Genomic DNA, 13,549 nt, shown 5'->3' with positions numbered 1-13,549 from the left:
GTAGAGCAAATGTATGTGGGAATTAGATTCCGTAGTGATGTATTTTTATATCGGGTTGGCTGTGCTGGGCGTTTGGGCAATTTCCCAAGCTTGGTTAAGTCAGTCACGCACGGAAACGATTCATCCGTTTAAAGCCTTCGTACATTTGTTGGCATTCTATCTTTCGTATTTACTTATCCCTTTATTCTTCTTTAGCTTTTATGCAGGCTGGAGTGGCTATTATTCACTACATGAAGCGATTTTTGTCGGTGCTGTTACGGGGCTTTTGTGCTATGCCCGATTTATCGAGCCGCACATGATTCAGGTGAAAAAATGCCAATATCAATTAAACGAAACACGACAATTATTAAAGCCAGTTCGCATTGCTTTAATTGGTGATTTACATATTGGTTTATTTTCAGGTCATGAACGTCAGTTAAAAATGATCGTCGATAAAATCAATGCGCAAAATCCTGATTTGGTCGTGGTTGCAGGGGATTGGACTTACGAGCCAGAAAATAAGTTAGCTGAAGAGCTGGCCGTACTAAAAAAAATTATTGCTCCGATTTATTCGGTGAATGGTAATCATGATGAGCAATATCCCGGTCCGCCTATTCAAGCGCTGTTAAAACATGCATTAGAAAGTAATCATGTGGTGGACATCGAAGGGCAGGTGGTTGAGTTTAATGAGTTTCGCTTATTAGGCGTTGGGGACTTATGGGCAGGTAAAGCCGATATGCGCTATTTGCCAGAATTGCCACAGGATAAGCCTTGGATCATTTTGTCGCATAATCCAGATACCGTTGATATGGTACCTAAACTGCCAGGACGACCATTGATGTTGTCGGGTCATACCCATGGTGGACAAGTGGAATTGCCATGGTTGACCGATTATGTAATGAAAAAAGTGTCGATTTTAGGTCATAAAAAAGGGCTATATCAGCATGACAATGCAGATGTCTTTGTCACTGTTGGTACGGGCATGGTTGGGGTACCTTTCCGTTTTCTTGTGCCACCGACCATTGATATTATCGAGTTGGTTTAATCAAAAACTACCGTTCATTATCGCTAAACGGTTTGGTGAATGTTCTTCTTGATGTAGAGCTACAGGCCTTGTTTGGTTAATAAAATTGAATCGTGCCATTCATTTGCTGTTTGAAATTAAGTGAATGACCGTGTCTTGCAACATAAGATGTGTATTGCTACTCAGTGGGATCTAAGCTGCATGCATGAATTTAATTATTTAAAATGCTGTCAACTACAGAGTATTCATCAGTTCATTGACTCAATTTGAGACATAAAAAAGCCAGCAATATGTGCTGGCTTTTTTATTATGTGCAGATTAAACCTGATTATTCACATCATCATTTTTGGTTTCGCGAATCATTAAGAACGCGATCAATGAAAGGATTGATGCCGCAGTTAGGTAGTAACCTACTGCATATAAACCATAGCCAGTTGCAAGTTTAGTTGCGATCAGTGGTGCGAAAGATGCACCAAAAATACCTGCCATGTTAAAGGTTAAAGCTGAACCTGTGTAACGTACAGACGTTGGGAAGATTTCAGACAATACCGTACCAATTGGACCATAGGTTAAACCCATGATCGCAAGACCGATACATAGGAATAAGAACACCATCGCAGTACTGCCAGACTCAAGCATGCTTGAGAAGACTAAGCCAAACAATGCAGATACAACACATACCGCAATCGAAGTCGTTTTACGACCAAATTTTTCAGCAAATACAGCAGAAAGTGGAATGAAGGCAGCAAAACAAAGTGTGGCAACCAGTTGAAGTTTTAAAAAATCTTCACGTGTGTAACCAAGCTGGGTTGTACCCCATTGTAAAGCGAATACTGTGGTTAAGTAGAACACTACAAATGTACAAATCGCGGCAATCGTACCGAGAATTAACATCCCCCAGTGCTTAGTGATCACTTCTTTGAACGGAATATTTACTTCTTTTTGCTTATCCAATACTTTTTGGAACGCTGGTGTTTCATGTAATTTTAAACGAATCCACAGACCGACAATAACCAATAGCGCACTTGCAATGAATGGAATACGCCAACCCCATTGCATAAACTCAGCTTCAGACATGAAGTGACCTAAGGTCAAGAATGAGCCTGTTGCAAGAATAAAGCCGATTGGCGCGCCCAATTGTGGGAACATACCATACCAAGCACGTTTGCCTTCTGGCGCATTTTCAGTTGCAAGCAGAACGGCACCTGACCATTCACCACCTAAACCAAGACCTTGACCTAAACGACAAAGCGCAAGCATGAGCGGAGCAGCGATACCAATTTGAGCATAGGTTGGAAGCAAGCCGATACATACCGTCGAAATCCCCATGGTGAGGAGTGCGGCAACCAATGTGGCTTTACGACCGATACGGTCACCTAAATGGCCAAAGAATGCTGCGCCAATCGGGCGAGCAATAAAGGCAATTGCAAACGTTGCTAGAGATTGGATCGTTGCGGTTGTTGGATCTGTACTTGCAGGGAAGAACAGATGCGGGAAGATAATTACAGCCGCAGTTGCATAGATATAGAAATCGAAGAACTCGATTGTGGTACCTACAAGACTAGCTGTAAGTACGCGGAATTTTGAATTTGTTGGTTGCTGTTCAGTGGCAGCAGCACTTGAAGACGCCATGGTGGACCTTACACTTACTAAAAATAATTGAACTTAGTTTTAAAAGCGTAATCTTTTTAAAAAAGGCGTAATTTCTTAAAAAAATACGAAATACCAACTTACGGACTGCGGAATTAGGGTCACTAAAGAATGCAGTGTCAGCGGGTTATATCACGTAGAGATAAATCGACAGGAAATGTGATCCTGCACCTATCAATACAAAAATATGCCAGATAGCGTGTGTATATCTTACCTTTTTTAAGGCATAAAACAATGCACCGATTGTATAAGATAGCCCGCCAATGATCAGGTAGGTTAAAGCTTGATCAGATAAAAAGCGTTGCATATCATCCATTACCAGTACTGCAAGCCATCCCATCACCAAATAAGCAATCAACGAAATCTTTTGAAAACGATGAATGAAAATTAATTTGAATAGTGTTCCAATAGCGGCAATAACCCACAGTGCAATGAGTAAATAATGCGCTTTTGCGGTAGGCAGTGCGATTGCCAGAAACGGGGTATAAGTACCTGCAATTAAATAATAGATTGCGGTATGGTCGAGTTTTTTGTACCAACCACGGCGCTCAGGAGATTCTGCGAAGTGATATAGACTCGACGCTGAAAACAATAACAGCATACTGAATGCATACACCCAAAGTGCAAGCCATTGTCCAGTTGGAAGATATGATCCTTTTAAAATCAGTAGGATACCTGCGATGGCCGACAACGCTGCACCGAAAGCATGGGTATAGAAATTCAGTCTTTCTTCAGCTTGGTCATAAGCTAAAAGATGGGGAGGATTCATAACGTATCTTTTATAATAATTTAAATATACACATGTATAGTAATTCAATTTTGCTTTTGGTGTAAGAAGATTTAAAATTGTTTTGCAAATTTATCTAGGTTTATATTATGTCATCATTGGCTTCTCCCTCTACGCAAGAGCAGCAATTTTTAGCAGCCTTTCAGCAAGCCATTGAAACACAGCGTTTTGATCGCATGATTTTGAGTCAGTATAAAGGTGAATTAGACCAATTAGAAAAAATGACCTTGCGAGTCATTTCGCTGCAAGGTGAGTCATTTCTCAGCTGTTTATATCGTTACAAAACTCAAGATATCACCAAAAATTATCCAATCGCATCTGCATATCAACAAGTCGAAAGTTTATTGAGTTGTTGTAAGCAAGCCAACCTGATGACCTTAGATGAAGAAATTCAGCTTAAGAAAAATAAAAAGAAAGCCATGCTAAGCATTAGCAAAAAGCAGCCTGCTTTAGGGAAAAATCCTACGGAGCAGCAAGGGCATGATCGAGCAAAACATCGCTATGGATCAAGACAGTTTCTTTCTACAGCCATTGGGCATTACGGATGCCAAAGCACAAATTATTCCGAGCATGGCGCGTAAATGGAAACAAATTAATAAATTTGTAGAAATTTTTTCAGGTGCTTTAAGTCAGATCAAAGAGACCGATCAATCTCTACATGTCGTGGATTTTGGTTCAGGTAAAGGCTATCTGACTTTTGCACTATATGATTATTTAGCAAAACACCAGCAAGTGCCTAAAGTGACAGGGGTTGAGCTGAATCCGAAAATGGTGGAATTTTGCCAAAGCGTTGCGCAGCAGTCGAATTTTAGCAAACTCGATTTTTTCCAAGGCGATGTGCGTACATATGCGCCTGAGCGCTTAGATGTCATGATTGCGCTGCACGCCTGTGATGTGGCAACGGACTTTGCGATTCATACCGGTATTCGATTAAATGCGCAAATGATCATGTGTGCGCCGTGTTGTCATAAAGAACTGCGTCCGCAATTGAAAGCGCCGCAAGTACTTGCACCGATGTTGCAATTTGGCATTCATGCCGGCCAGCAAGCAGAAATGCTAACCGACACGATTCGTGCACTTTTATTGAAAGCATATGGTTATGAAACCAAAGTCTTTGAATTTGTGGCACTTGAACATACCAGTAAAAATAAAATGATCTTGGCAACCAAACGTGCAGACTATGTCGAACCTGATCAAGCGGTATTGGCACAGATCCAATCTTTAAAAGACATGTATGGCATTCAAAAGCATTCGTTAGAATTATTGTTGAATGATCAATGGGACCAGCAAGATATTGGCTGTAAATGCTAAAGGATGAAGGGATGCAGCGGTTAAATATTCAATTTGGTCCGTGGGAGCAACTGGCATCTGCAGCTCGGCCGATACGTGAACAGGTCTTTATTTTAGAACAGCAGATATCGCCCGAAGATGAATGGGATGCAGAAGATGCGATTTCACTGCATTTTATTGTTCATAATGGGATGAAAGCTATTGCAACTGCACGTTTGTTGAAAAATAACAGTATAGGTCGTGTTGCTATTTTAAAGGCTCATCGCGGTCAGGGGATTGGTAAAATCTTGATGCAAGCCATCATTCAACAAGCGACATTAGAGCAACGTGAATATTTAAAACTATCTTCACAAGTGCATGCTATCCCTTTTTATGCAGCGTTGGGTTTTGTTGTTGAAGGTGATGAATATTTAGATTGTGGTATTCCGCATCAAGATATGTATATGGCTTTGGCTTAAATACTTAAAATTGGACAGCTATAAATAAAAAACGCTTAATATTTTAAGCGTTTTTTATTTGCATAGATTGGGTCAAAGCTTAGTGACCATGATCATTCGATGCAGTAGGTTCAGGGCTCATGTCATCCATATGTGCATGTTGTTCTTCGGTCATCTGCATATCTGCTGCAGTCGGTGCAGATGCTTCACGAGCTGCTTGATCAGCTTGCGCCTTTTTCAACGCTTCTTCTGACATCACAGGGGCATTTTTAAATGCATGCTGTTGAGTATTGTCTTTTTTCTGTTGGCTCGGCATATAGTCTGGTTCATTGGTCACAGCAAGCCAGAAAATACCCATGAATAGCGCACCTAAAATACAGAAGATAATCAGTGCTTTCCAGCCCCATGGTGATTTTTCAGGAGAAGTATGATCTGTCATAACAAGCTACTCAATCGGATAAAAAGAAATCAAAAAACTTGTTACTTTATAACATAAAACTGATGAGAGTTCGCGTAAATTCTAGGCTTGTTTGCAAACACGCGACTGAGAAGGAAAATAAAAAGGAGCCGAAGCTCCTTTTGATGTGATTGAACAGCAAAATTTGCATGCTCAAAATGAATAATTAAATCTGCTCAGCTTTCGCCACTTTGTCTTTCAGCAATTGCGGTGCTTTGAAGCGTTCGCCATATTTTGCTTCTAGTGTATTGGCACGTAATAGCGCTTTTTCCAAACCATATTGGTTTAAAAATTGAAGTGCACCACCTGTCCAAGGGGCAAAACCAATCCCGAAGATTGAACCGATATTGCCATCGACAGTCGATTCCAAAACACCTTCTTCTAGGCAGCGTAAGGTATCGAGTGACTGTACAAACAGGAAGCGGTCAATCATTTCCTGTTCAGAAATAGCATTATCTTTCTGCCATTTGCTCAAGCCATCCCAGAGATGCTTTTTACCGCCTTCAGGGTATTCATAAAAGCCTGCGCCGGCAGCTTTACCTTTGCGTCCGAACTCATGAATCATCGTCTGAATCACCTCATCCGCACCTGAACGTGGTAGGTCTTTGCCTTCAGCTTGTAGGGCTTTACGGGTCTCGGCCGCAACATGCTCAGACAACGTTAAAGACACTTCATCTTGAATCGCCAATGGGCCTACAGGCATGCCAGCTTTTAGTGCAGCCATTTCAATGCGGGCAGGGTGTACGCCTTCAGCCAATAGACGTAAACCTTCTTGCACAAAGGTGCCAAAGACACGGCTAGTAAAGAAGCCACGACTGTCATTCACCACAATTGGTGTTTTACCAATTTGCTGTACATAGTCATAGGCTTTGGCTAAGGTTTCAGCCGAGGTGTTTTTACCTTTAATAATTTCGACCAATTGCATTTTGTCGACAGGACTAAAGAAATGCAGACCGATAAATTTAGCTTGATCTTGAGATGCATTGGCTAAACCTGAAATAGGCAAAGTAGAGGTATTGGATGCAAAAATGCCGCTATCTGCCAGATAGGTTTCTGTTTCTTGCGTCACTTTGGCTTTCAGTTCGACATTTTCAAACACAGCTTCAATGATCAAGTCACAGCCTTGTAGGTCGGCAGCATCTGCAGTGGCATGAATCAGTCCTAAAACTTGATCACGTTTTTCTGCACTTAAACGACCTTGAGATACTTTTTTATCTAGCAGTTTTTGGCTATAGGCTTTACCTTTTTCAGCTGCTTCAACAGAAACATCTTTGAGTACAACTGCAATGCCTTTTGATGCCGTGGCATAAGCGATGCCTGCACCCATCATGCCTGCACCTAAAATACCAACTTTGGTGGCTTGCCATTTCGCGACGTCTTTTGGACGGCTTGCACCAGACTTAATAGCGTTGAGACCATGCCAGAAGGTGCCGATCATATTTTTAGAAATTTGACCGGTTGCAAGGTAAGTAAAGTAACGTGATTCAATCGTGAGCGCCGTATCAACATCGACCTGAGCGCCTTCAACAGCAGCCGACATAATGGCTTCAGGCGCAGGGTAACAGCCCTTGGTTTTGTCACGCAGCATAGCGGGGGCAATGGCGAGCATTTGCGCCACAGCAGGAGTCGATGGCGTACCGCCCGGAATTTTATAGCCTTTTACATCAAAGGGCTGCTGTGATTTTGGATTGGCTTTGACCCACGCAATGGCTTTGTCCATCAATTCTTCAAGGCTATCTGCAGTGTCTTGAATCAGCCCTAATGATTTGGCTTTTTCGACACCAATTTGTTTGCCTTCCATTAAGAGTGGAAATGCATTTTGCAGACCCAATAAACGTACCATACGGACGATACCGCCACCGCCCGGCAGTAAGCCTAAGGTCACTTCAGGCAAGCCAAATTTAGCCTTAGCATCATTAAGCGCAATACGATAATGACAGCCGAGTGCTAACTCCCAGCCACCGCCAAGCGCTGTGCCATTTAAAGCTGCCACAACTGGAATGCCACGGGTTTCGATATAACGTAGTTTGGCTTTCATCTCTTCAATCATATTGAAGAATTCAGTTGCATGTTCAGGTGTAGCTTGAATCAGTTCGTCTAAGTCGCCGCCGGCAAAGAAGGTTTTTTTTGCGGAACGGAAAATAATCCCTACAATATTTTCATCTGCTTGCAGTTTGTCTACCGTTTCAGCCAGTGCCGTGCGGAAGTCTGCATTCATGGTGTTGGCAGATTGGTTTGGAGAATCTAAAGTTAAAATGACGATATTGTCGGCATTTTTTTCAAATTGAATTGCGCTCATTTTTATTCTCCTTATACCAACTCAATAATCGTTGCGATGCCCATACCACCGCCCACACACAAGGTTGCTAAACCGCGTTTTTTACCTTGGCGTTCTAGTTCATCCATCAGGGTGCCTAAAATCATGGCGCCTGTTGCACCCAGCGGATGTCCTAATGCAATTGCACCGCCATTCACATTGACTTTGGTAGGATCAACCTTGAGTTCGGTAATAAAACGCATCACGACTGCTGCAAAAGCTTCGTTCACTTCAAATAGGTCAATATCATCAATGGTTAAGCCAGCTTTGGCTAAGGCTTTACGTGCAGCAGGTGCAGGGCCAGTCAGCATAATGGTTGGGTCTGCACCCACCAATGCAGTGGCAAGCACTTTGGCACGCGGTTTTAGGCCTTGTTCTTTGATCGCTTTTTCAGAGGCAAGCAATACTACGGCAGCACCATCAACGATGCCCGATGAGTTCCCTGCATGGTGTACATGGTTGACTGCGCCGACTTCAGGATATTTTTGCAAGGCGATGGCATCAAAGCCCATTTGACCCATCATGGCGAAACTTGGGTTGAGTTTGGCCAAGCCTTCTGCTGTGGTCGTTGGTTTAATAAATTCATCTTTGGCTAAAACTGTCACGCCTGCTTTGTCTTTAACAGGAACGACAGATTGGTCAAAATAACCATTGGCTTGAGCTGCTGCGGCTTTTTGCTGAGAGTTGGCTGCAAAGGCATCCACATCTGCTCGGCTGTAACCGTCAATGGTGGCAATTAAATCTGCCCCAATGCCTTGCGGAATAAAATCACAGGCCATATTGGTTTCAGGGTCGAGCGCCCAAGGGCCGCCATCTGAGCCCATTGGCACACGAGACATCGACTCTACACCGCCAGCCACCACAAGGTCTTCCCAACCAGAGCGGACCTTTTGCGCTGCCATATTCACAGCTTCTAAACCTGATGCACAAAAACGGTTGATTTGAACGCCTGCCACATCATTGTCCCAACCTGCTGCAATGGCTGCGGTTTTGGCAATGTCTGCGCCTTGGTCACCAATGGGGGTTACACAGCCCAGTACAATGTCGTCAACTGCAGCGGTGTCAAATTGATGTCGGTTTTGTAATTCGTTCAATAAACCGGTCAGTAGGCTAATCGGTTTAACGGCATGTAGTGAACCGTCTTTTTTTCCTTTTCCGCGGGGCGTGCGAATGGCATCAATGATGTAAGCCTCGCTCATAATCCTGTCCCTATGATCTATAAATTTTTATTGGTTTTTTGAGTGTACGGATTAATCAAGCCAGTGCAATGATGAGAACGGGCGAGTCGTTTGATATTTTTGGTCAACGCTTGCTGCTAAATAAGGTCAAAATCAACCTGCATATTGAAAGCGAGGATCGGCTAAGATCAGTTGCTATCGATTTAGTTGAAATTGAAGATCTACTTATGCATAAAAATGTGAAGCGAGTGTTGAAAGGTCTGGCTTTGCTTGTTTTTGCAGGCTGCTTAGGTTTTGTATGCATGATCGGTTTTTATATTTATATGATCTATGGCATTCATCCTTCAGATGAAGGGACGGGCGGTTTAGCCTGTGAGTATGATCGAAATGATCATGTGACCAAGGCAGAAATGTATCGGATACAGGATGGCAAACGAGTGATTACGCCTGTCGATCCATTGCTTTGTCAAAAACAACGCGCAGATTTTCCGAAATAAAAAACCTGATCGAGATCAGGTTTTAGAGAATACTAGTTTTGAATGATGCTTAGTGATAACCATGTAATTGGCGGTATAGGCCTGGTGTTACACCGGTCCACTTTTTAAATGCACGGTGGAAAGTACTGGTTTCACTAAAGCCGACTTGCTGTGCAACATCTTCAAGCGTTAAGTCTGGATTAAGCAATAAGTGAATTGCAGCATCTCGACGTAAGGCATCTTTCACACCTTGGTAGCTCTTACCTTCAGCGGCTAAACGACGACGAAGTGTTTGTGGCGATAGATACAGCATTGAAGCAACATCGTTCAAGGTTGGCATTTCTTCGCCAATTTGACTCTTCAGCACATCACGGATACGAGACGTTAATGAATTGGTATTTTTAAATTTAACCAATAACTGTGCAGGAGCCGCTTTTAAGAATTCTTCAAGCGTTTCTTCGTTTTGACGAATGGGTAAATCTAAATAATCCGCTGCAAATGTAATTTCAGTTCGTGGTGTATCAAACTGCATGACAGGTGCAAAAAACAAGGCATCATATTCGTCAGCATGTTCAGGACGTTCATAACCGAAGTGTACGCGTTCTAAAGGCAGACGACGTTCAATCAACCAAGAAGCGAGACCATGCCAAATCATCAGCATACTTTCTGTAATGAAATGGTCTGGGTCCATAGATTTTGGAATTTGAGGAACTAAACGTGCTTCGTGTTTATCACGTTCTAGTGTCACTGACCATTCATCACCAAACAGTTTGTAGAACTGCGAAGACAATTCAAGTGCATCACCAAGGGTTTTTGCATGAATAATCAATTGGCACATAATGGCAAAAGTACCCAAGCGGCGCGGTTGAATATCAAAACCGACATGTTCGTCTTGGGTCACCATCCACAACATTTTAATAAAACGTGTGTATTGTTCAGGTGAAATACGGGCTTTGGGTTGGCGTAGAAGTTCAGCCTCAATGCCAACATGAGACAATAAAGTTTCGACATCCATGCCGAGACGTTTCACACCAGTTAAGGCTGCGTTGACGAAATGGATACTGATCGTATCACGACTCATGTTTAATCCTTCAGTCTCTTTAATGTTCACAAATGTTTGACCTAAATGACGCTAAAAAAAGAAATCATGGCAATTTACAACAGCGGTTTTGCCATTTTTACATGGTAAATTGCCGAAACTATCAAGGTAAATGGCTGAACATGACATTGTTTTAATCATTTTATATTTCTACCATGGATAAAAAATCTACACAATTAGAGAAAAATATCCATGGAAGCTGCTTTAAAAGGATTGAAAGTACTCGACTTTTCGACATTACTCCCAGGACCATTTGCGACCTTGTATTTGGCTGATATGGGTGCGGAAGTTGTGCATATTGAGTCACCGACGCGTCCCGATCTGGTTCGTTTGATGCCACCTTATGCCAATGGGCAAGCTACAGCGCATAGTTATTTAAATCGCAACAAGCAATCCATCGCTTTGGATTTAAAAGATCCGAAAAGCATTGAACTGATCAAAGCCAAAATTTCAGATTTTGATGTCGTCGTAGAACAATTTCGTCCAGGTGTCATGCAACGCCTGGGTTTGGATTATGCAGATTTGGCCGAAATTAATCCGCGACTTATTTACTGCTCGATTACGGGTTATGGTCAAACTGGGCACTACAAAGACCGCGCAGGGCATGACATCAATTACTTGGCTTTATCAGGCATTTCAGGTCATAGCGGACGCCAAGATAGTGGCCCGCCACCGATGGGGATTCAAATCGCCGATGTCGCAGGCGGATCAATGCATGCAATTACTGGCATCTTAGCTGCGGTGATTGAGCGTTACCGTAGCGGTTTAGGGCAATATATTGATATTTCCATGACCGATTGTGCCGTCGCATTGAACAATATGGCTGCAGCTGGCGTATTGGCTGCCAATGCGGTAACCGCGGCAGAAACTGCACATCTGAATGGCGGAAGTTTCTATGACTATTATCGAACTCAAGATGGTCGTTATCTGTCTATAGGTGGTCTAGAGCCGCAGTTTTTACATGGATTGGCGCAAATTCTAGATTTACCCGCTTTAGCGACGCAAGGCATGTCATTTGATTCACAATATCAGACTGAAATTAAGCATGCAGTTGCCAGCAAGATACTGACCAAAACATGGGATGAGTGGAAAATGATCTTTGCCACTCAAGATGTCTGTGTGGAGCCAGTTTTAAGTTTGGATGAAGCTCTAAATTCACAATTGGCCCAAGAGCGGCATTGGTGTGTTGAAGTTCCGCTACAAGAAGGCGACACAATGACACAAACTCAACTGGCATGCCCAATTAAATTTTCTAGATCAGCATTGATTTATACCCATGTGGGTAAAACTTTAGGTGCGGATAATTGGTTATGAATGGTATGAAAAAAGGTGATAAGTTAAACAATAAAACCTTTAAAATCTCTTAATTAGATAAATATCCATATAAATATTGAGCGTTGTTAACAAAAAAATAAATAAATTATACAAATGTGAGAGTATTATATGAGCTATTAACACAATTGGTATATAGGTCTCCAAATGAAAATAGCTGTGAGTAAACTTGGATCTTTATATCTTAGCCTCGGAATAATGCTTGCGGGTTCAGCAACCCAAGCGGCAACTGCTGCAGATGCTTTCAGTTCTGAAAGCCCATGGATGTTCGGTGATTGGAACGGTCAACGAACAGCGCTTCAACAGAAAGGTTACGATTTTAGTTTTAGTTATGGTGGCGAATTAGCCACTTTGTTAGATGCAAAGCATGCTTCAAGTCATGGCACTGAATATGCAGATCAATTTGTTATAGGTGCTCACTTAGACTTAGAAGAGATAGCAGGCTGGAAGGATACCGAAGCGCAAATTAACATTACAGAGCGTAATGGTCGATCTCTCTCTCAAACCTCTGGTGCTTTAAATGGCCAATCTACAGGTGTTGAAAATGGACATTTAAGCTCAGCACAAGAGGTATGGGGTCGCGGTCAAACTTGGCGTTTAACAGACTTTTGGATCAAGAAAAAATTCTTTGATCAAAAATTAGATATCAAAGTCGGACGTTTTGGTGAGGGTGAGGATTTTAACAGTTTCGATTGTGATTTTCAGAACTTAGCTTTATGTGGTTCACAAGTAGGTAACTGGGTGGGCGACCAATGGTACAACTGGCCAGTTTCACAATGGGCGGCTCGTGTTAAATACAACGTAAACCCAGAATTTTATGTACAAACTGGTGTGTATGAATACAACCCTGAAAATCTAAAACGTGGTAAAGGTTGGAACTTGAGTACTGATGGTTCTAAAGGTGCGATTATTCCTGCTGAAGTGGTGTGGACTCCAAAAGTGGGGACACAAAAGCTACCGGGTGAATACCGTGCAGGTTACTACTACAGTACCGCTGATGCCGATGTCATTGATAGCCCAGTAAATGAAAAAGATCACCATCAAGGTGGTTGGATTGTGGCGAAACAACAACTGACAGCACACAAAGACGATGCTTCACGTGGCTTAAGCGGTTTTGTGAATGTCACCGTGCATGACTCAGACACCAACAATGTGAGTGATATGCAAAACATTGGCTTGGTCTACAAAGGTGCATTCGATGCACGTCCTCAGGATGAAATTGCGATTGGTTTAGGTCGTATCAGCATTAATGATGATGTGAATGATGCCAATAACAGCGTTGATGCACGCGGTCTACAAAGTGAAGAGTATGACGCAGAAATTTACTACGGTATTCATGCAGCAAACTGGCTGACTATTCGTCCAAATATTCAATATATCCGTCACGTCGGTGCTTACAAAAATGGTGAGAATGCGTGGGTCGGCGGTATCAAATTTCAAACAGCATTTTAATTGATGTCAAATTAGAGTTCTTATAAAAGCAATTCGGTAATTCTGAGAAAAATTACGATATTTCCTCTTGA

Annotated in this window: 11 protein-coding genes and 1 pseudogene; 6 read left to right on the top strand and 6 right to left on the bottom strand. The window is 42.4% G+C overall.

Annotation, left to right across the window (positions count from 1 at the left end; translation table 11 throughout):
- Nucleotides 1-13 precede the first annotated feature (13 nt).
- Nucleotides 14-1,024 (top strand): metallophosphoesterase, encoded by a 1,011-nt coding sequence (locus FTU16_RS13855; RefSeq protein ID WP_180005126.1) that lies wholly within the window; start codon nt 14-16, stop codon nt 1,022-1,024.
- 297 nt (nt 1,025-1,321) lie between these two features.
- Here the strand turns inward: FTU16_RS13855 and FTU16_RS13850 are convergent, their stop codons facing one another.
- Together FTU16_RS13850 and FTU16_RS13845 are read right to left on the bottom strand one after the other, a co-directional pair.
- A complete protein-coding gene (locus tag FTU16_RS13850) occupies nt 1,322-2,635 on the bottom strand; it encodes an MFS transporter (protein WP_180163493.1) in 1,314 nt (437 codons plus the stop codon).
- Nucleotides 2,636-2,780: 145 nt separating this feature from the next.
- Nucleotides 2,781-3,422 (bottom strand): hemolysin III family protein, encoded by a 642-nt coding sequence (locus FTU16_RS13845; RefSeq protein WP_078194264.1) that lies wholly within the window; start codon nt 3,420-3,422, stop codon nt 2,781-2,783.
- 107 nt (nt 3,423-3,529) lie between these two features.
- On the opposite strand from FTU16_RS13845, the pseudogene FTU16_RS13840 reads away from it, so the two are divergent.
- A pseudogene (locus FTU16_RS13840) lies at nt 3,530-4,751 on the top strand (SAM-dependent methyltransferase).
- A gap of 11 nt (nt 4,752-4,762) precedes the next feature.
- Nucleotides 4,763-5,188: a GNAT family N-acetyltransferase gene (locus FTU16_RS13835; RefSeq protein WP_257227146.1), complete on the top strand. Its 426-nt coding sequence runs from the start codon at nt 4,763-4,765 to the stop codon at nt 5,186-5,188.
- 79 nt (nt 5,189-5,267) lie between these two features.
- Here FTU16_RS13835 and FTU16_RS13830 read toward each other — a convergent pair whose 3' ends face one another.
- From FTU16_RS13830 to FTU16_RS13820, 3 genes are all read right to left on the bottom strand, one after another.
- Nucleotides 5,268-5,606: a hypothetical protein gene (locus FTU16_RS13830; protein WP_078194261.1), complete on the bottom strand. Its 339-nt coding sequence runs from the start codon at nt 5,604-5,606 to the stop codon at nt 5,268-5,270.
- A 184-nt stretch (nt 5,607-5,790) separates the two neighbouring features.
- Nucleotides 5,791-7,923 (bottom strand): 3-hydroxyacyl-CoA dehydrogenase NAD-binding domain-containing protein, encoded by a 2,133-nt coding sequence (locus FTU16_RS13825; RefSeq protein WP_180163491.1) that lies wholly within the window; start codon nt 7,921-7,923, stop codon nt 5,791-5,793.
- 11 nt (nt 7,924-7,934) lie between these two features.
- Complete coding sequence (locus tag FTU16_RS13820; RefSeq protein WP_180163490.1) at nt 7,935-9,140, bottom strand: acetyl-CoA C-acetyltransferase; 1,206 nt, start codon at nt 9,138-9,140, stop codon at nt 7,935-7,937.
- A gap of 38 nt (nt 9,141-9,178) precedes the next feature.
- Between FTU16_RS13820 and FTU16_RS16560 the strand changes: the two genes are divergently transcribed.
- Nucleotides 9,179-9,616, top strand: coding sequence for a hypothetical protein (locus FTU16_RS16560; RefSeq protein ID WP_257227144.1), 438 nt, complete (start codon nt 9,179-9,181; stop codon nt 9,614-9,616).
- 49 nt (nt 9,617-9,665) lie between these two features.
- On the opposite strand, the gene FTU16_RS13810 is transcribed toward FTU16_RS16560, so the two are convergent.
- Nucleotides 9,666-10,676 carry an AraC family transcriptional regulator gene (locus FTU16_RS13810; protein ID WP_078190094.1) on the bottom strand — a complete coding sequence of 337 codons (1,011 nt, stop codon included), beginning with the start codon at nt 10,674-10,676 and terminating at the stop codon, nt 9,666-9,668.
- Nucleotides 10,677-10,886: 210 nt separating this feature from the next.
- Here FTU16_RS13810 and FTU16_RS13805 point away from each other — a divergent pair, with 210 nt between their 5' ends.
- On the top strand, nt 10,887-12,008 hold the full coding sequence (locus FTU16_RS13805; protein WP_180089371.1) for a CaiB/BaiF CoA-transferase family protein: 1,122 nt from the start codon (nt 10,887-10,889) through the stop codon (nt 12,006-12,008).
- 216 nt (nt 12,009-12,224) lie between these two features.
- Nucleotides 12,225-13,478: a carbohydrate porin gene (locus FTU16_RS13800; protein WP_257221018.1), complete on the top strand. Its 1,254-nt coding sequence runs from the start codon at nt 12,225-12,227 to the stop codon at nt 13,476-13,478.
- Nucleotides 13,479-13,549: the final 71 nt, after the last annotated feature.

Origin of the sequence: Acinetobacter sp. YH12069 (genome assembly GCF_013419675.1) — a bacterium.
Lineage (GTDB): Bacteria > Pseudomonadota > Gammaproteobacteria > Pseudomonadales > Moraxellaceae > Acinetobacter > Acinetobacter amyesii.
This window is presented reverse-complemented; position numbering and strand designations above follow the sequence as displayed.